The organism is Corynebacterium hindlerae, assembly GCF_014117265.1.
In the GTDB taxonomy this organism is placed as follows: Bacteria; Actinomycetota; Actinomycetes; order Mycobacteriales; family Mycobacteriaceae; genus Corynebacterium; species Corynebacterium hindlerae.
This window is the reverse complement of sequence record NZ_CP059833.1, coordinates 2,452,371-2,471,610: the sequence shown is the minus strand read 5'-3', so window position 1 is coordinate 2,471,610 and position 19,240 is coordinate 2,452,371. Positions and strand designations below refer to the sequence as shown.

Annotated in this window: 17 protein-coding genes; 3 read left to right on the top strand and 14 right to left on the bottom strand. The window is 59.0% G+C overall.

What is annotated here, in order from left to right; genetic code table 11:
- Window positions 1–30: 30 nt before the first annotated feature.
- The 12 genes from murG to HW450_RS11855 form a co-directional block, all read right to left on the bottom strand.
- Window positions 31–1,107 (bottom strand): undecaprenyldiphospho-muramoylpentapeptide beta-N-acetylglucosaminyltransferase, encoded by a 1,077-nt coding sequence (gene murG / locus HW450_RS11910; RefSeq protein ID WP_182385827.1) that lies wholly within the window; start codon window positions 1,105–1,107, stop codon window positions 31–33.
- 2 nt (window positions 1,108–1,109) lie between these two features.
- Complete coding sequence (locus HW450_RS11905; protein ID WP_232843266.1) at window positions 1,110–2,585, bottom strand: FtsW/RodA/SpoVE family cell cycle protein; 1,476 nt, start codon at window positions 2,583–2,585, stop codon at window positions 1,110–1,112.
- Window positions 2,586–2,608: 23 nt separating this feature from the next.
- Complete coding sequence (murD, locus tag HW450_RS11900; RefSeq protein WP_182385826.1) at window positions 2,609–4,021, bottom strand: UDP-N-acetylmuramoyl-L-alanine--D-glutamate ligase; 1,413 nt, start codon at window positions 4,019–4,021, stop codon at window positions 2,609–2,611.
- The gene (gene mraY, locus HW450_RS11895; protein ID WP_182385825.1) at window positions 4,018–5,118 is read right to left on the bottom strand and encodes a phospho-N-acetylmuramoyl-pentapeptide-transferase; all 1,101 of its coding nucleotides are present in this window, start codon (window positions 5,116–5,118) and stop codon (window positions 4,018–4,020) included. The genes murD and mraY overlap by 4 nt, the downstream gene beginning before the upstream one ends.
- Window positions 5,119–5,185: 67 nt before the next feature.
- Window positions 5,186–6,667 (bottom strand): UDP-N-acetylmuramoyl-tripeptide--D-alanyl-D-alanine ligase, encoded by a 1,482-nt coding sequence (locus HW450_RS11890; protein ID WP_182385824.1) that lies wholly within the window; start codon window positions 6,665–6,667, stop codon window positions 5,186–5,188.
- A gap of 3 nt (window positions 6,668–6,670) precedes the next feature.
- Entirely contained in the window at window positions 6,671–8,182 is a 1,512-nt protein-coding gene (locus HW450_RS11885) for a UDP-N-acetylmuramoyl-L-alanyl-D-glutamate--2,6-diaminopimelate ligase (protein ID WP_182385823.1), read from the bottom strand.
- Window positions 8,183–8,213: 31 nt separating this feature from the next.
- A complete protein-coding gene (locus tag HW450_RS11880) occupies window positions 8,214–10,277 on the bottom strand; it encodes a peptidoglycan D,D-transpeptidase FtsI family protein (protein ID WP_182385822.1) in 2,064 nt (687 codons plus the stop codon).
- Between the two features lie 21 nt (window positions 10,278–10,298).
- Complete coding sequence (locus HW450_RS11875; RefSeq protein ID WP_182385821.1) at window positions 10,299–10,940, bottom strand: hypothetical protein; 642 nt, start codon at window positions 10,938–10,940, stop codon at window positions 10,299–10,301.
- Window positions 10,941–11,954, bottom strand: coding sequence for a 16S rRNA (cytosine(1402)-N(4))-methyltransferase RsmH (gene rsmH / locus HW450_RS11870; RefSeq protein ID WP_182385820.1), 1,014 nt, complete (start codon window positions 11,952–11,954; stop codon window positions 10,941–10,943).
- A 145-nt stretch (window positions 11,955–12,099) separates the two neighbouring features.
- Window positions 12,100–12,531: a division/cell wall cluster transcriptional repressor MraZ gene (mraZ, locus tag HW450_RS11865; protein ID WP_182385819.1), complete on the bottom strand. Its 432-nt coding sequence runs from the start codon at window positions 12,529–12,531 to the stop codon at window positions 12,100–12,102.
- 1,072 nt (window positions 12,532–13,603) lie between these two features.
- On the bottom strand, window positions 13,604–13,996 hold the full coding sequence (locus HW450_RS11860; protein WP_182385818.1) for a DUF3040 domain-containing protein: 393 nt from the start codon (window positions 13,994–13,996) through the stop codon (window positions 13,604–13,606).
- A gap of 115 nt (window positions 13,997–14,111) precedes the next feature.
- Window positions 14,112–14,540 (bottom strand): SAV_6107 family HEPN domain-containing protein, encoded by a 429-nt coding sequence (locus HW450_RS11855; protein WP_182385817.1) that lies wholly within the window; start codon window positions 14,538–14,540, stop codon window positions 14,112–14,114.
- Window positions 14,541–14,739: 199 nt separating this feature from the next.
- Between HW450_RS11855 and HW450_RS11850 the strand changes: the two genes are divergently transcribed.
- Complete coding sequence (locus tag HW450_RS11850; RefSeq protein WP_232843265.1) at window positions 14,740–15,279, top strand: GNAT family N-acetyltransferase; 540 nt, start codon at window positions 14,740–14,742, stop codon at window positions 15,277–15,279.
- Here HW450_RS11850 and HW450_RS11845 read toward each other — a convergent pair.
- Window positions 15,276–16,202 carry a methylenetetrahydrofolate reductase gene (locus HW450_RS11845; protein ID WP_182385815.1) on the bottom strand — a complete coding sequence of 309 codons (927 nt, stop codon included), beginning with the start codon at window positions 16,200–16,202 and terminating at the stop codon, window positions 15,276–15,278. The two genes, HW450_RS11850 and HW450_RS11845, sit on opposite strands and share 4 nt — an antisense overlap.
- Before the next feature lie 90 nt (window positions 16,203–16,292).
- Here HW450_RS11845 and HW450_RS11840 point away from each other — a divergent pair, with 90 nt between their 5' ends.
- Both HW450_RS11840 and HW450_RS11835 read left to right on the top strand, forming a co-directional pair.
- The gene (locus tag HW450_RS11840) at window positions 16,293–17,387 is read left to right on the top strand and encodes a polyprenyl synthetase family protein (RefSeq protein WP_182385814.1); all 1,095 of its coding nucleotides are present in this window, start codon (window positions 16,293–16,295) and stop codon (window positions 17,385–17,387) included.
- A 1-nt stretch (window position 17,388) separates the two neighbouring features.
- Entirely contained in the window at window positions 17,389–18,849 is a 1,461-nt protein-coding gene (locus HW450_RS11835) for an alpha-(1->6)-mannopyranosyltransferase A (protein WP_232843264.1), read from the top strand.
- On the opposite strand, the gene HW450_RS11830 is transcribed toward HW450_RS11835, so the two are convergent.
- Window positions 18,846–19,220, bottom strand: coding sequence for an Rv2175c family DNA-binding protein (locus HW450_RS11830; protein WP_182385812.1), 375 nt, complete (start codon window positions 19,218–19,220; stop codon window positions 18,846–18,848). The genes HW450_RS11835 and HW450_RS11830 overlap by 4 nt on opposite strands.
- Between the last annotated feature and the right edge of the window lie 20 nt (window positions 19,221–19,240).

Genomic DNA, 19,240 nt, shown 5'->3' with positions numbered 1-19,240 from the left:
TCGTTCACGTGATTGTCAGCTTTCTACTCGTTACTTCTTCGCCACATCGGCCACAATTTGCGCGATGGCTGTGGCAGCCTCACCGAAACCGGTGGCCTGTGCTGCCCGTACCATGTGTGACCGCAAGTCATCGTCCCGGAGCAACGCAATGACGGTGTCTTTCAGCAGTTCTCCGGTCAACTCAGTGTCATTGATGAGCTGCGCACCACCTGCATCAACCACGGGAGTGGCGTTCAGAGCCTGTTCACCGTTGCCGTGAGGCAACGGCACGTACAGTGCCGGGATCCCGGCAGCTGTTACCTCCGCTACCGTCATGGCACCGGCTCGGCTGACGACCAAGTCCGCAATGGAATAGGCGAGCCCCATCGTCTCGATGTACGGCACGGCCACATATCCGGGGAAGGTCTCGGGTGCGGCATTCTTCTTGCCATAGGCGTGGAGGACTTGGAATCCGGCATCGACAATGTCACGAACGCAGGCACTGAGTGCGGTATTGATCGACCGCGCCCCCTGTGACCCACCCGTGACCAGCAAGGTTTTCTTTTCCGGATCCAGCCCCCATTTGGCGTAGGCCGCATTGCGTTTTTCCCAGCTCGGTGGTTCGGTCAGCGCGGCATGGATCGGCACGCCCACCACTTCACCTTTCATCCCGGAATCTTCCACAGCGTTGAGGCCAATGCCACCAAGCCGAACCCCGAGTTTGTTGGCCATACCAGCCCGGGCGTTGGCTTCATGAATGACGAATGGAATCTTGTTCAGCTTCGCCGCGATATATGCCGGAGCAGACACGTAGCCGCCGAAACCTACCACTACATCGGCATCAACTTTCTTCAAGATCGCACGTGTTTGCTGCACGGCCTTGATCACACGAAATGGGAGTTTCGCCAGCGCAAGACTAGGTTTGCGTGGTACCGGAACTGGGGGAATCATCTCCAGGTCAAACCCGCGCGCCGGAACCAGTTCCCGTTCCAGGCCCTTGGGGGTCCCCAGGGCAACCACTCGCGCGCCGTGTTCTGCCACCAAGGCATCAGCAACCGCAAGCGCAGGTTCGATATGGCCGGCAGTACCGCCACCGGCAACAACTACGGAAAGTCCGGAATGCGTCATGATCAGCTACTCCTCCTGCGCTCTGGGCGCGCGCCACGAGGCGACTGATATTGCCGTGTGCGCGCTTGTTGCCGGCGATCCTGCCGACGCTTCTCACTTCTGTGATCGACGCTACCACCGGTTGAGTTACGGGCCTCGTTTCGCGTAGTGGGACGCCCCACCACTGGTTCCCGGCGCGGCGCGGATTTCGCCTTCGAACGTACGCCGGTTGTGCCTTCCACCGCGGCCAAGTCTGGTTCCTTCAAAAACAGTAACCGGTCCAGGAGCGGACGGCCGTAGTTCTGCATCGCGGAAATCGCTTCGGGTTCGTGACGGGCGCAGCTAGCCAGCAGCCCCATGGAAGCCAGGGTGATGATCGCCGAGGTACCACCGGCCGAGAGCATAGGCAGCTGAATACCGGTCACGGGCAGCAGCCCAATGACGTACCCGATGTTGATAAAGGCCTGCGCCACCACACCCGCACTAATGGACGCAGCGAGCAGCGACATGAATTTGTTTTGTGATTTCATGGCTACCTTCATCCCGAAGTACGCCAGGCACAGGAACGCGAGGATCACCATCGCGCCGCCCCACAGCCCGAGTTCTTCGCCGATGATGGCGAAGATGAAGTCGTTTTTCGCTTCTGGCAGGTAGAACCACTTGGCGCGGGACTGGCCCACCCCGACTCCTGTGGCGGAGCCATCAGCGAGAGACAGGAACCCTTGGTAGGACTGGAACGACGTCGCGCGGGTATCTTCAAAGCGACCAAATAGGGCATCGAAGTAGACCACGAAGCGTTGCGATCGGAAACCACCGCGCATCACCAATCCAACGAGCCCCACGATCACGAGGGCGGCCGCCCCCACTACGTACTGGATGCTCACACCAGCAAAGAGCAGGACAAAGCCCACGGTCCCGAGGAAGGTGAGGGCCATGCCGATATCGCCTTCCGCGATGATAAGCAGCGTCATAAGCGCGGAGACAAAGGTGAACACGCCAAAGCGTTTGTTCGCTGCGATCAGTTCGTCGGACACTCCCAGGAAGGCCGCGCCCCAGATCGCGATCGCCACCTTGGCAAACTCCGAAGGCTGCAATCGAATCGGCCCGACTACGATCCACGATTGTGATCCCACTTCTGCTCGGCCGGTACCAATTCCTGGGATGAGCACCGCGATCAAGAGCAGCACCGCCAGCAGCATGATCCAAGGGGCGAATCTCCGAACGGTGACCGGCCGGATTCGCATCGCCATCCACATCGCCACGATGCCGGCTACCACCATGGTGGCCTGGCGGGTCGCGGTGGCCCACACGGAGTTACCGTCGATGACGGACCAGGTCATGGAGGAGCTGAACACCATTGTCACGCCCAGCACGGTGAGGAAACCCACGGCGAGCATGATCATGGTGTAGCTCGCTAGGGGGCGCGCACTGAGATCGCTCCACACGCCAGTCACTCTGTGCCACACGCCTTGACGTGGGGCTTGTTCGGGCGCTGTCATCGTCTCACTCCTTTGATGGACCGTTAGGAAGCTATCGCGCGGGCGGCGGCAGCGAACATGTCGCCTCGCTGTCCCATCCCGGTGTACATGTCCAGCGATGCAGCAGCTGGTGCCAGTAACACTACGTCGCCAGCGGCCATGGTGTCGGCTGCGGCACGCACTGCGTCCGTCATTGCTTCCTCAGGGTCGGACGATTGAATCAGGGTGATCGGTAGGTCGGGGCGAACGTCGCGGAGGGCGTCGGCAAGCAGCTGCTTATCGACGCCCAGCAGCACCGCATGCTTAATCTGCGCAGCATGGGTGCGCACGAGTTCGCTGACGTCGGCGTCTTTGAGCTGCCCGCCGGCGATCCAAATGATGCTGTCCAGACCGCGCATCGCGGCATCGGCCGCATGCGGGTTCGTGGCTTTGGAGTTGTCTACAAAGGTGACGCCACCGTGCTCATGAACGATCTGGCCCCGGTGACCGGCCACCTCGAAATTGGCGAGTGCTGTGGCAATCGCCTCGCCGGACACGCCCAAAGCACGGGCGATCGCGGCAGCTGCCAGCGCATCGAGTTGTCCCGCCGGGCCCGCAGGGGAAATTCCGGTGGCCGAGGCTAGCACCTCATCTGCTGCGAAGGCATTGTCCACGAGCTGCTTATCGACGATCCCCAGCTGGTCCGCACCCGGCTTCCCGAGCGTGAAGCCCACTTTCCGGGTATCGGAGAGCTGGCGTGAAGCCTCCAGCTGCTGAACTTGCGCCACAACCGCGGGATCATCAGCTCCAAAGACCGCTACTTCTGCCAGCAACGCCTTCGCTTTGGCCCCAGCATATTCCAGGAAGGAGCCGTGCCAATCAATGTGGTCGTCGGCAATATTGAGCACGCAGCCGACCGCCGGCCGCAGCGAATGTGACCAGTGCAGCTGAAAGCTTGATAGTTCTGCCACCAACACGTCGATACGCTCCGGGGCCTGAAGTGCGTCGCCGATGGCCACCCCGATATTGCCTACCGAAGCCGCTGCTAGGCCACCTGCCTGTAGCATGGCCGTGGTCATGGCGGTGGTGGTGGTTTTCCCGTTGGTACCGGTGATAGCAACCCAGGTGTGCGGCTCGCCGAAGACTCCAGCCTGGTCCAAGCGCCAAGCTAGCTCGACATCGCCAATAACGGGGATCCCGGCAGCGTGGGCATCGGCAAGCACAGCGGTACGCGGGTTCCATCCCGGCGACGTCACCACCAACTGAAAGTCTCGCAGGCGCGCCCTTGCTTGCGCCACGCACAGGTGTTTGACGCTCACGGCCTCCGCCAGCCGCAGCCGGGCGGTTTCGTCATCATCAGCAACGGTGACGGAAACCCCCAGTTCCGCGAGCATCCGTGCACATCCCGCTCCGGAAACACCGGCGCCGGTGATCAGCACCTCACCTTGTATTTCCTGTGGCAAAACGGTCATGGTCATACCCTCGCGTTCGCAAGCCAGTCGCCATAGAACAATGCCAAGCCCGCCATGCAGGCCATGGCCGTCAGCAACCAGAATCGGATCACCACTGTGGTTTCAGCCCAACCGCCGTTTTCGAAGTGGTGGTGGAACGGAGCCATCCGGAAGAAACGAGTGCCACGAGTACGGAACACGGCCACCTGAATGACCACGGACGCAGCCTCGATCACAAACAGCGCGCCAATGACCACCATGAGCAGCTCGGTTCGGGACGCCACCGACAGGCCAGCGACCAAACCACCCAGCGCCAAGGAACCGGTGTCGCCCATGAAGATCTTTGCCGGGGCGGCATTCCACCACAGGAAGCCTGTACACGCCCCCAGGCCGGCCGCTGCCAGGATCGCAAGGTCAAGCGGGTCACGAACCGCGAAACAACCTGGTTCCACCGTCACGTCGCAGGAGTTACGGAACTGCCAGAACGTGATGACGGTGTAGGCGCCCATCACCATCGCGGTCGTACCAGCTGCTAGGCCATCCAGCCCATCGGTCAGGTTCACCGCATTAGACCACGCCGAAATCAGAATATAGATGAACACCAAGAAGATAACCGTGCCGATAATGGGGCCACCGACGGCGATGTCAAACGTGTCGATATCACGAAGGAAGGACAAATGAGTGGACCCTGGAGTTAAGCCGTTGTCATCCGGGAACTGCAACACAGCAAACCCAAAAGCAAGCGCGATAACGAGCTGGCCCACCAGTTTCGCAGTCTTGTTCAGCCCCAAGTTCCGGCCCATTGCCAGTTTGATGTAGTCATCGGCGAAACCGAGCCCGCCCAGTGCAACAGTGAGCAACAGCACGATGAGGCCGGACGCAGTAAATGCCTGTGTGCCGGTGTAAAACGCATAAAGGTTCGCCACCAGATAGGCGACCACGATGCCAGTCAGAATTGCGATGCCACCCATCGTTGGGGTACCGCGCTTGCGCATGTGTGAACGGGGTCCGTCCTCACGGATCTCTTGGCCTAGGCCCTCGGCGCTGAAGTATCGGATCAACAACGGAGTCATGAAAATAGCAACGAGAAAGCTCACTGCTCCGCTAATAATGATCTGAGTCACGATTGTTCTACTTGTCCTTGGATCGTGCCCCCACAAAGGTGGTGGCTGCAAAATTGAGTGTTCCTACTTAGTGAGCGTTAGGCGTGCCAAGCAGACCTTCCGCGACGCGCCACAACCGAGCCGAATTTGATGCCTTGACCAGGACAACATCCCCTGGCCGCAGCTCACGGTCGACCACATTCACTGCAGCGTCCGCGGAATCAACAGTCATGGTAGTTATACCCCGTTGTTCCGCAGAAGTGGCTAAGACATGACTGTTGACATCTACCCCAACCACAACGAGCCGGTCAATTCGCATCTTCTCCAATACTTCTGCCACGGCTTCATGCTCCGCCACCGCGTCCTCGCCGAGCTCACCCATCTGGCCGAGTACCGCCCAGCTGGTGCACTCTACGCGACCGTGTGCTGTGTACGCGAGAGCCGCGATCCCGGCGCGCATGGAATCTGGGTTGGCGTTGTACGAATCGTTAATGATCGTGACCCCGTCTTCCCGGGTGCGCACATCCATGCGGTTAGCCGAGGCATTGCGGTGAGAGGACAGCGCATCCGCAACCTCTGCCGTGCTGAGCCCCGCTGCCACTCCGACGGCTGCTGCTGCGAGGGCATTGGAGACTTGATGCTCCCCAAAAACCTGCAGTTTGACCGGGTATGACTGCGGCTCTCCCTTGTGGTGAAGACGGAAGCTGGCGCGAGCAACCTCATCCAGGCGAATATCCGTGGCATAAAAGTCTGCAGGCCCGCTTAACGACGTGGACACTACTCGTGCTGCGGTACGCGACGCCATAGCCGAGACGAACTCGTCATCGGCGTTGAGCACCGCGAGGCCTTGTTTCGGCAATGCTTCTACCAGCTCGCCTTTCGCCCGGGCGATGTTCTCCCGGCTGCCGAATTCGCCGAGGTGTGCTGAGCCGACATTCAACACCACGCCGATGGATGGCGGTGCGATCTCTGCCAGATGCGCAATATGCCCAATCCCCCGCGCTGACATTTCAGACACCAAGAACTTAGTCTGCTCGTCTACCCGGAGTGCGGTGTAGGGGTGCCCGATTTCGTTGTTAAAGGAGCCGGGAGGTGCGACAGTCTCCCCCGCCCGTGCTAGCACGGTAGCCAACAAATCCTTGGTGGACGTTTTACCTGCCGAACCGGTCACTCCCACCACGGTCAGCTGCTGCTCGGCTACGCACTTATCTATCACCAGGCGAGCCAGTTTACCCATGGCTGCCAGCACTGATGCCATTTCTTGGGCCTTATCCCCAGCCATAGCAAAAGCATCGGCGTTAGACGCCGGTACTTCGGTCGCTGGCACGATAATTGCCGGAACACCCACGTCGTGTGCCGCGAGTACGGCCACCGCGCCCGCCTCCACGGCGGCGCCGGCGAAGTCATGGCCGTCCACCCGCTGTCCCGGAAGTGCAACGAACAAGGACCCCGGTGTGATCTTGCGGGAATCAAATTCCACGCTGGATGTCACCATCGCTGCTGGATCCACACCACCGGCGAGGGTGCCCCCAACCGCCTGCGCTATCTCTGTCACGTTGAGCTGAATCATGAGCTAAGCTCCGCTTCGTTCCGCCCGGGCACGCAGCGCGTCCCGGACATGTTCCCGATCATCAAACGGGTGGTTGACACCCGCAACCAATTGACCATTTTCATGGCCTTTACCTGCCACAATAATGGCGTCACCCGGCTGTGCCCATTCAACGGCCGCGATGATGGCTTGGCCACGATCGCCGATCTCCTCCACTACCGGGTTGTGGGTGACGGTGGCGAGGGCGTTCTTCGCGCCTTCCATCACGGCGGATCTAATGAGGGCAGGATCTTCAGAGCGAGGATTGTCGTCAGTTACGAGCACGTAGTCAGCGATGTTCACGGCAGCCGCACCCATCAATGGGCGCTTGGTGGCGTCTCGATCGCCGCCGGCGCCCAGAACAACGCCCACCCGACCCTTCGTTTGGGCCTTCACGCTCTCCAGCACCGCTGCTACGGCAGCGGGCTTGTGCGCGTAGTCCACCACGGCGAGGAAGTCTTGGCCCTCATCAATGCGCTCCATGCGCCCTGGAACACCCACTTCGGAGATCCCGGCGCTGAATTTTTCCACATCGCTGCCGGCGGTAGCCGCGATCGCCACTGCTAACGCGGCGTTAGCCACGTTGAACTGCCCCGGTAGGGCGAGCTGGATGCGGTGGGACCGGCCGTCGATAAGCAGGGCAAATTCCTGGAACCCCGCCGCGTTCGTCTGCACCTCGCCGACGCTCACCTCCGCGTCACCTGTCGCGGACACCGTCACCGTTCCTGCGCCCGCGATCTCGGCGATCTTGCGACCCCACTCGTCATCAACCATGACCACCGCCCGCTCAGCCCGCAGTGGCGAACCGACGTGGAAGAAACCAGCCTTGGCCTCGAAGTACTCCTCCATCGTGTTGTGGAAGTCCAGGTGATCTTGCGACAGGTTAGTAAAGCCACCGACCGCGAACCGGGTGCCGGCGATGCGCCCCAGGGAAATGGCGTGGCTGGATACTTCCATGACCACGTGCGTGCATCCCTCGTCCACCATCATGCGGAACAGCTCCTGCAGCTTCGGGGCTTCCGGCGTCGTGAGTTTAGTGGGCACTGCCACCCCATTGATCCGTGTTCCTGTGGTTCCGATCAGCCCCACCTTGTGGCCTTCGGCGATGAGTCCTGCCTCAAGCAGGTACGTCGTGGTGGTTTTACCTGACGTGCCCGTCACGCCCAACACCTGCAGTTCATGGGACGGGTGGCCGAACACCGCTGCGCTGATTTCACCCAGCACGGCACGAATATCGGGGGCCACAATCACCGGACGAGTCTCGGCCTTGTCCCGGAGAATCTGGTAGCCGTCCTCATCAGTCAGGATCGCAGCAGCCGGAGTTCCTTCCGCATGCTGTGCACCATGCACATGCAGGCCCGGTAGCGCGGCAAACAAGGATCCATCGTTAAGCTCCGTGGAGTTCAACGTGATGTGGCTGAAGCTAAGATTCGGGGTGCTGTCGCCACACAAGCGGCCCTGGCTGAGAGTGACCAACTCGTTCACTGTGATGGACATGATCGGATTCTCCTTTTAAGAGTGAAGCTTTTTAATTTGCCTGTAAAATTAGTGAACCTTCGACCGGCCGGGATAGTGGCACATTGTCGCGATTCAGAAGCCAAGAGCCAATGTCGTGGAATAGCGGGGCGGAGCTCTGGCCGCCTTCCCCGTGGACGCCCCGCTCTGGCTCGTCCAGCATGATGCCAATGACAAACCGCGGGTCATCCGCAGGAGCCAGACCGGCGAACGTGATCCAGTACTTACTGTTGGAATACGCCTGCGTCACGGGGTCAACCTTCTGCGCAGTACCGGTCTTGCCAGATACCTGGTATCCCTCGATGGCAGCGCCGGTACCAGTACCCTGCTGCACACCCGTCGGGTCGCTTTGCGTCACCGACCGGAACATGTCGGTCACCACCCGCGCAGTCTGCTCACTGACAACACGCGTGCGCACTGGCGCCGGCTGTTCCTGCACCGAGCCATCCGGGTTCGTCACTTGTTTCACGATGCGCGGTTCAATCCGCTCACCTCCATTAGCCATGGTCTGGTAAATGCTGGTCATCTGCAGCAGTGTCATCGACATGCCCTGCCCGATCGGCAGGTTCGCAAAAGTACCGCCCGACCACTGCGAACGCGCTGGCACCAGGCCTTCCGATTCGCTCGGCAGCTCCACTCCGGTCGTGCGACCGAGTCCGAACTTTTCCAGGTACTCCGCAAACGCGTCCTCCCCAACGCGGTCTGCCAACATGAGCGTTCCGACGTTAGAGGACTTACCAAACACACCCGTGGTGGTGTAATTAACATCGCCGTGATCCCACGCGTCACGCACCGTCACACCGGACATGTGGATCGATCCGGGGACCGTAAGTACCTCATCCGGTGTAGTCAGGCCCATCTCAATTGCCGCCGCTGCCGTGATGATCTTGGCTACCGAACCAGGCTCGAAGGGGTGCGTTACTGCAGGATTGTCAAAGCTCTTGCCTTTCTCAATCTGCTTCGCAATATCCCCCATCGGGTCAATCGTGTCCGTGTTCGCCATCGCGAGGATCTCACCGGTTTTGGCATCGAGCACCACCGCGGAGGCTTCCTTCGCCTTCGAACTCGCCTTGGCCTGCTCAAGCTGCTGCTGCACATACGTTTGTAGATCAAGGTCCAGGGTGAGCTGGATCTTCGACCCGTCGGTAGCCGGAATCTGATCGCGATTCGTGCCGGGGATAGCCTGGCCGTCCGCTGAGTAATCCTGAGTTCGTCGCCCATCAACCCCGGCTAGTAAAGCGTCAGAGCTTGCTTCCAGCCCAAACTGTCCTTCACCATCCATGGAAATCTTGCCCACGATGTTTTCCGCGATGGCACCGTTCGGGTATTGCCGAATGTCCTGGTGGTCCGCTGCTACACCGTGGAACGTCGACGCGATCTGCGCCGCCACGTCCGGGTCTACGTTACGGACCAGCACTTCATAGTGGGTGTCCGCTGTGAGCTTGTCTTTGATCTCGTCGGGATTCACTTTGGATGCCGACGCCCCAGATTCGCTGATGATCTTCGGGATCTCGGTCGCCATCTGGTCGAACTTCTTCGACAGCTTGTCGTTCAGCACCCCGTCTAATTGCTCTTTCGGGATCTTCGACAACTCGCCGTCGATGGCGAGTTGCTGTCGCGCCTGCTCCCGGAGCTCCTGGCGCAGTCGAATCGGCGATACCGTCAACGAGCGCGCCTGCATCGTGTAGGCCAGCAGATCGCCTTCATGATCAGTAATTGCACCACGTCGTGCGGGATCGACGAAGACACGCGTGCGTTGCGCTTCCGCCTTCGCTTGGAACTCAGGGCCCCACACGATCTGTACCCAGCCCAAACGTGCGATTAGCACCGCGGCGATCACTACGGCCGTGCCTCGTGCGATGCTGAGGCGGCGCCGGGTGCGAGACTCCGGGGCGTCGTGAAGGTGCGGTCGAAAGCTTGCGCCGAAGGAGATGTTTCGCCGTGCGTTGGATTTTTCCGCAGCTTCACGACGCGCATCCGCAGCTACCCGGTCTGCTGACAGATCACGAGACGAATACCCTCTGCCGGAGGGTGAGGTAGCACGTTCATGTGACCGACCGTTTCGAGGCGGGGTCATCGAGCTCCTTGCCCCATCCCTTTAGTTCTGAGCTCCCCGCGCGCGAGGTGCGTAAGGCGCTACCGCTGGTACGGAAGAGTTCTGCGGGATGGCTTCAATAGTATCGGTTACGGCCTTGGTTTCATTCGGGTTGCTTGACGCCTGTTCTGGGCGAATTTGAGCACCGTTAACATCAATAATAGGCCGAACAGCTTCCGGATTACTGGGACGCTGCTCCGAAACTGATCCATCTTTTTCTACAGCCAGAATGCCCGGCTGCTCTGCGACCACCATCCGGTTATCAGCAGCCACACGAGCTACCTCAGCTGCAGCTTTTGCCTGCTCGACATCACGGTTGAGCGTTTCTAGCTGGTTATCGAGCTGCTGCTCCTGCGCCACCAACTTCTGCAACTGGAACGACTGTTCCGTCGACTTACCCGACAGCACCATCGCGGCAGCAACCGTGAGGAACATGAAGACAATCACGGCAATTCCCATGTTCACCCGGTGCGGGTTCGCCTTTTCTACAGCTACCCGACGCCCTCGAACAGAAACGACCTGTTGGGAGCCCAGTTTGCGCTGGAATTTGCGGGGAGCTGGCTGCGTCAGCGGGCGGCTCGGGCGATCCAGCAGTGCCGTGGACTGCGCGCGATTAGGGATGCGTGGCGGGGTGATGACACTCATTTAGAATTCTCCTCCGTCAGGTCGCTGGATTCGTTCGGCGGCCCGCACTCGAACCGGTGCGGAACGTGGGTTTTCGGCAATTTCGGATTCAGTCGCGGTTTCCGCCCCGCGGGTCACTAGAGTGAACTGAGGTGCAGTACCTGGCAGGTCCATCGGCAGCCCAGGAGGCGTCTTTGAGGTGGTAAGTTCGGCAAGCGCCTTCTTCACAATCTTGTCCTCCAGGGACTGGTAGCTCATGAACACCACCCGACCGCCTACCGCTAACCGGTCACACACCTGCGGAATCACGTTCCGCAGTGCATCGAGTTCGCCGTTGACCTCCACGCGAAGCGCCTGGAAGGTGCGCTTGGCGGGGTGCCCGCCGGCCCGTCGGGTGGCCGCTGGAATCGTGGCGTACAGTAGCTCCACGAGTCGAGCCGAATTGGTAAATGGTTCCTTTTCGCGCTCTCGTAGGACCGCCGAGGCGATCTTCCCGGCGAATCGCTCGTCGCCGTATGCCTTCAATACATGGGCCAGCTGGCCGTGGTCATATGTGTTGAGGACATCCGCCGCGGTGATCCCCTTCGTCGGATCCATGCGCATGTCCAATGGCGCATCTACTTTGTAGGCAAAACCGCGTTCAGCCTGGTCTAACTGCATCGAGGAAACGCCGAGGTCAAACAACGCGCCCGCGATTCCATACTCACGAGCGCGCTCAAAAATCTCACCCTCACCGTTATCGACAGCCTGTGCCAGGCCATCAAACCGCGTTTGCACTCCCACAAACCGGTCTTTAAATGGGCTGAGTCGCTCTGTTGCATCGGCTAGGGCCTGGGGATCACGATCAATCCCGATGACGCTGACCTGCGGTAAAGTCTTAAGAAAATGCTCGGTGTGGCCTCCGGCACCTAATGTGCCGTCGATAAGCACGGCGTGAGCAGCAAGCTTTTCGACGCCCGGGCGCAACAATTCGGCCATCCTATCGCGCATCACTGGCACATGGCCGTGATTGTCTTTGATCTCAAAGCTTTCCATGAATTGTTACACCTCCTACTGCTTCTCGTTATCGACCGTCCGCTGGTACGTATAGGGCCCTACCTGGAGGGATCGCTCTGATGTCGGGGAAGTACACCAGAGCAGATCAACCCCCAAGCAGAGTCCTTACACGCACCCGCGAGTACTACAGCAGTCCCCCCAAGATGTCGCCCTCTGCGGAAGAGAACGAATCTTCAGTTTCCGCCTGGTAATCAGCCCATGCTTGGGCATCCCAGATCTCAAGAAAGTCAACCGACCCAATCACCACGCACTCCTTGGTGAGCCCCGCATACGTCCGATGCGGCGCCGAGAGCGTGATACGCCCCTGACCATCAGGACGTTGCTCGTCAGCACTAGCAGCCAAGTTACGAATAAACGCGCGAGCCTCAGGGTTAGTTCGCGAAACCCGCGCCGCTTTGCGAGCACGTTCCTCAAACTCCGCCTTGGGGTAGATCGCCAAACTGTGATCCTGCCCTTTGGTCACCATGAGACCACCAGCCAGCTCCTCGCGGAACTTCGCTGGAAGCGTCAATCGCCCCTTGTCATCCAACTTCGGCGTGTAGGTACCAAGGAACATTCCCGGACCTACCTTCCTTAGTTGGCGATTGGGAGATGCAACTTTCTCGAGGTCTTTGGGGTTTTGTTCCCCTCCGCGAACGAAGAGTCACCAATCCCAACTACCGACACCCACAATACCCCACTTTCCCCCACTAACAACCCCCAACACCCCACTTACGCCCCACACTTAGCAATAAATGCAGGTAGAGGCTTTTTATTTCTCAGAAACAAATTTTACAACTTGTTGCGACAATTTTCACTTTAATCCCTCTAGCAACATTTGCCTCAATAGTTTCAGTGTTGCTGTGGGGAAAGTATCAGCGAAACCCCAAGAGAAGCACCGAAAATCTGCCACAATGAGGTTGAGTGGGGCAAAGTGGGGAACTTTTCTCACCACCTCCCCAAAAACCAGGACGAGTCACTCAAATTACGAGCTAACCGCGGTTTCAACAGCCTTAGACATTGGCTTCCAGGATTCCCAGGCCCCACGGGTTCCACGCCCCCAAAGTTCCCAGGCTCGGTGTTTTGACGATGTTAGATTGACGATGATTCCCCGATACCACCCATTTTCACTACCGCGACCTGCGAACATCGTCAATTCAATATCAGCACAAGCACAAAAACCGCGATAACCCGTAGGCGCCCCCACCCCCAGACAACTTTCAAGATCTACACGTACTGTCGCCGCCGGGCGCCAATGATAGGAAGACCACTTCCCACGAGACAGTGGAGCCTTTCACGCAAACCATACTGGCACGCCCCCAAGGCTCCCAGGCTCGGTGTTTTGACGATGTTAGATTGACGATAATCCCCCGATGCCACCCATTTTCACTACCATGACCTGCGAACATCGTCAATCCAATATCAGCACAAGCACAAAAACCGCGATGATTCACTGAAGCGTTCACTGCAAAACGCAGCCACGACCCCTCACGACAGTGCTACGAACGCAAACACTGACTGGCTCCTAGACACGCCTGAGATGCTTCCCCCACGCGCGTATTCGTCAACACGAACCAAGAGGGGCAACCCTGGTAAGAAAAACCCCTTCCGACCATTACCGGAAGGGGTTTATGGAGGTTATAGGAGGGTTAGCGCCCGTCGTCGAAGCGGGAACGGAAGCGCTCGTCCATCCGGCCGGTAAATCCCGAGCCAGATCCGGAGCCCTTCGCCTTCTTGGGGCGCGATGGAGAGGACAGCGAAATGCCGGAGTCGTTAGAGCGGAGCATCCAGATGCCCGAGCCGAGCATGAGCAGGAATCCGACCACACTCAGGGCGACGAACCAGAGCGTTTCCTGACTGAGAGCTACACCACCAATGAGGAGCACAAGCCCAAGTACAAAGAGCGCCACTCCTTGTAGGGAAAAGGAGAATCGGCCGTCCACGCCGGCGCCCGAAACCGAGGCGCTAAATTTTGGATCGTCAGCCATCAAGGACTGTTCGATCTCACGCAGTGCACGCAGTTCCTGTTCAGAGAGCGACACCGTTTCCTCCTTCGATAGTGCAAGCTACCCATCGGGCCTTTTGCCGATACATAGACTTTAACGTCCAGAATATCGGGAAAGTTCCCGGCGAGCGAAAAAGTAGCTACAAACTGCACTACGCTGCGAGGGCTCCTCCCTGATCAGCACTTTCGACGACATCCAAAAACTCTTCAACCCGCATCAAGAGCTCCTTCACCACGGTAGCGGACACTTCACTATCCAGCCCCGTCATGACGCGCGAGCGCATCCGTGAATAGGTAGAGAAAACATCTGCCCACTGCTTGCCAGTGGAGTCCACAAGCGCCAGCTGTTTCCATGCGCCAGTGGGGCGACGCCTACGGGTTGCTACTGGCGAGCTTGCAATGTACGCACCTGCAGCTCGGAGGGCAGCCTGGTAGGCGCACTCCAACGCGTCAGCATAGTTTGCGTCGCGGTAGTGCTGCATTGCCTCCCGAAGCAGGACAGATGAGCGACCAATGAACTTCGCTCGCTTACCTTGACCGCGCCCGATGGACCTTGTTGTTGCTGAAACGATGGTTGACATTTGCCGCTCCTCCTCACATTTCCTTGCTGTAACCACACCTTAAAAGTCGACCCGGACAACCTAGCCATATTTTAGCACATATTTTCTAATTTGGGGATGTTTTTGCTGGTTAAAACATTTTTAGCAGGGGTAAGAATTTGTTTTTCACACACCACAACCACAGACATGCTTCGATAGAAGGGTGCCCATTACTATCCGAATGCTCAGTCGCATTGAGTTCGTCCGCCACGTCCCCGAGCTGGTGGATCTCTACATGGCAGCGATGGATTATGCGCCGGATCTGCGTGACCAGTGGATCAACTCATGGCGTCGATTGAGCGCTAGCGCAGGGTTTCGCGCTGTCGTCGCCTACGATGACAGCGGGATCCTAGGCATCGCCCATGGGCATGCAGGAATGCCCATGAACTGGTGGCATCTGCAAGTTCAGAAGGGGCTCATCAGTATTGACCAGTATGACGAGTTCCGCCCTCAGCTTTCTCATTGTTTTGAGCTGTCGGAAATCCATGTTCGCCCTGGACAGCAGGGCCGCGGTATTGGCGAGGCGCTGCTTAATGCTCTCGTAGAAGGCGTGCCCCAGCCATGGGTCATGCTCTCCACGCCGGAGGTAGATAATGAATCCAATGGCGCGTTTGGGCTGTATCGCAAATGTGGGTTCCGTGATGTGTTACGCGGTTTCCATTTCAGTGGAGATCAGCGCCCCTTCGCCATTTTGATCGCTGATCTCCCGCTTACCAACTAGGACTTTTCCCAGGCAGGAGCCATTCCTACGTTGTGCAGCACTTCGTGCGTTGCTTTGGCGAAGTTCATAGTCATGAAGTGCACGTCCGGTACACCTTCGTCGATCAAGCGTTGGGTCATCTCGCTGGAGATTTGGATTCCTTCCGCACGCACTGCGGCGTCACCGCTGAGCGCAGCCTTTTCCAGGCGCGCCCCCACCTCGGGCGCCATGGTTGCACCGGACAGTTCGATCTGTCGGTGGACGGAACGCAGCGAGGTAATAGGCATGATGCCGGGAATGATGGGCTTGGCACCGTGCTCAGGATCGGCTGCCACCAGACGATCACGCAGCCGGAGGAAGTGCTCCACATCAAAAAAGACCTGCGTAATGGCATATTCTGCCCCGTCACGCAGCTTTGTAAGCGTGACTTCGGTGTCAATGTCCAAGGTGTCAGCTCGGTGATGTCCTTCAGGGAAGGCCGCGATACCGATGTCGAAGTGCCGGGACGCCTCAGTTGTTTGAACCAGTTCGATCAGCTCGCTGGTGAATTCAAGGCCGTCTGTTGCCTTGATCCACTCCCCCAACGGGTCGCCTGGTGGGTCGCCGCGCAGGGCGAGGAGGTTGGTGAGCCCAGCCTGCGCATAGGTCTCCAGGATTTCCAGCAGTTCGGCGCGTGAGTGCTCCACCAGAGTCAGGTGGACGAGCGTCGTTAAGGGCAGTGCTGCCAGACGCTCGGCGATGCGGAAGGTACGGTCTCGCGTGGATCCGCCCGCGCCGTAGGTCACTGAGACGAAGGAGGCTCCGAGGTCCTTGAATGCGCCAGCGGCCTTCCAGAGTCGAGCTTCAGCGGCGTCGTCCCGCGGTGGCATGAATTCGACAGAAAACATGACTTTGTTGGATTCAGCTAGCAGGGATGAGATTGGTTTCTGTCGTGTTATTGCCATGGCTAGGTATCTTATTCTTAGAGAGGTTCCTTTTACGGCAACTTCACCGAAAAATATTCACAAATTTTACAGATCTTAAAGGGATGCGCTGTGACTAATTTGGACGCTCGAACTCTCACCTTGGCAGATTTTCCCGACGCCGTCGGGGAATGCCTGAAAGAGTTTTTCGACTCCCAGCGCCCCCTTATCAACACCATCGATCCTGTCATTACACAGGCAGTTTCCTACTTAGAGGACATGGTTCTCGGTGGCGGAAAGCGCATGCGCCCCATGTTCGCATGGGCCGGATATTTGGGAGCGGGCGGCACGGAGATAGAAGATCCCGCTGCCGTTTTGCGCGCCGTTTCCGCATTGGAATTTATTCAAGCTTGTGCACTTATCCACGATGACATTATCGATGAGTCAGACACTCGACGTGGCTCCCCGACGGTACACCGCCGGGTCGAAGCGCTTCACAAAGACAACACCTGGAACGGCGATGCCGCAGATTTCGGCATAGGGGTCGCGATTTTGATCGGCGATCTGGCACTGTCGTGGGCAGAGGAAATGCTACAGAGCTCGGGTCTCAGCCCGGCTGCCCTCGCACGTGTCCGCGGTCCGTGGAGCGCGATGAAGACGGAGGTGATCTCCGGCCAGATTCTTGACATCACGGTGGAAAGCTCAGGGAACGAAAGCGCCGAAATAGCGGAGAAGGTCAACCGGTTCAAAACCGCCGCCTACACCATCGAACGCCCGCTGCACATCGGCGCAGCCATCGCCGACGCCGACGACAATCTCGTGCAGGCTTTCCGCGGCTTCGGTCAGGACATTGGCATCGCGTTCCAGCTCCAAGACGACATCCTCGGGGTCTTTGGCGATCCAGCGATCACTGGTAAGCCCGCCGGCGATGATCTGCGTGAAGGCAAACGGACGGTGCTGCTGGCCCAAGCCCTAAGGCAGGCAGATCTCACTGCGCCGGAGAAAGCCAAGCAGCTTCGGCAGGGAATTGGCAAGACGGCTGATCCGCAGGAACTTGCTACATTAGCTGCGATTATTGATGAGATGGGCGCGCAACAGGTCGTCGAAAAGCGCATTGCAGAGTTGACTGCCTCCGGTCTCGCCCACCTGGACGATGCTCCGCTCCCCGACCACATCCGGGCCGCGCTCCATGAGCTTGCGATCCGGGCGACGAAACGTGCGGTCTAACGTGAAGCTACTTCAACGCGCACAGTGGCTGGGTATCCTCGCCACGGTTTTCATGACGCTCGCTTCCTTCGGCGCAGGCGCGATCCGCAACCGCGGTGGTGTCCTCGAAGCGCTGGGCTTATCCTTCCTGTCCTACGGTCACGGCGCCGGTATCAGCAACGCAACGCTGTGGACGGCGATGTTCTGTTTCATCGTGGCATGGGCTCTGGTGGGGCGCTCGCTGCGCTTGTCGCCTGGGCTGCACAGCGTGCGCAGCCTCAACCGGACGTTACTGTGGTGGGTGCTGCCACTGGTATTCGCCGCCCCGATACTGTCGCGCGACGTGTATTCGTACCTCATGCAGGGCGCCATGCTTCGCGACGGCTTCGACCCCTACACTCAAGGCGCTGCCGTCAACCCTGGCCCGATGTTGCTCGAAGTCAGCCATGACTGGCGCAACACGACCACCCCGTACGGCCCGCTTCACCTGTGGTTGGGCGAGATCATCACCAGCATCGTGGGCGACAACGTCACTGCAGGCGTAGTGCTATACAAGCTGGTCTCCCTCATCGGTTTCCTCATGATCGCCTGGTCAGTGCCACAAATCGCGCGCGCGCTGGGCGCGGACCCATGCTGGGCTGTGTGGCTCGGCGTGATGAACCCGGTGATGGTCTTTCACCTAGTTGGTGGAATGCACAACGAGTCGTTGATGGTGGGGCTGGTCAGCGTCGGCATTTATGCAGCTTTACGACTCCGGTTCGCCCTCGCCGTAGTCTGCGTCGCAATATCGGTCTCGTTGAAAGCCACCGCGGTGTTCGTACTGCCGTTCCTCGTGTGGATGGCAACGCGCCGACTTTTGGAAGTTAAGGGCGGCACGTCGCGGTGGCACCACTTCGTGTCCTTCGTGGTGTCTGGAACGTGGATGACGGCGTTGACTCTCGCCGTGGTCAGCGCTGTGACCTGGGCGTCGGGTGCTTCGTGGGGGTGGGTCTCCCAGATTTCGGGCAACTCCAAGGTGATCAATCCACTCGCGATCCCGTCGCTACTGGCCAGCCTCATGACCCCTGTGGGGCAGCTGATCAATGAGAACTTGGACTACAACAACTTCCTAGTAATCACCAGACCGCTATCGCAGGTGATGATGCTGGCCGGGCTCGTTGCGGTGTGGTGGTTGTTCCGCCAGGACCGCGTGCGGGCGGTGATGGGAATCGCGGCAGCCTACACCGTTGCGGTGCTGTTCAACGCCGTCACCCTGCCCTGGTACTACACCAGTTTGCTGAATGTGGTGGGGACGTTCCCCGCGCAGGAAAAACTCCGACGCATCACTGCGCTGCTATCCATGGTGATCGCGGCATCATTTGCTGGCAGCGGCAACCACATGCTGTACAACTTCGTCTGGATGACCTCGGTTGCGGTGCTGGCGTGGCTGCTCACCAGTTATGTGTTTGGGGCGGAGCGTCCCGCCCCAAACAAGGGCGATTAGAAACCCATCGACTGCGCGCGTCGCATCACTTCACGGGCCAAATGGCCATGGAGGGCGTCAACTGGCCTTCCGGGCAGGGAGTCGTCTTCGGTAAAGAGGTAGCGGAGGATTTCATCATCGGTGAACCCGCCGTCGGAAAGCAGGGCGATGACGCCTGGGACAAACTTGACGAGCTGGCCGTCGTCGGAAAGGAAACGAGCCGGAATGTACTTCACACCGTCGCGCTTGACGGCGATCAACTGGTGATCGCGGAGCAGGTGCATGACGCGGGTGACAACCACGCCCATTTTTTCGGCAAAATCCGGGACGGACAGTACTGGCTCATCTGCAGGGAGCACATCATGTGCGGATGGAATAGAACTCACATCCATGCAGTCTACCCGGGGTATCT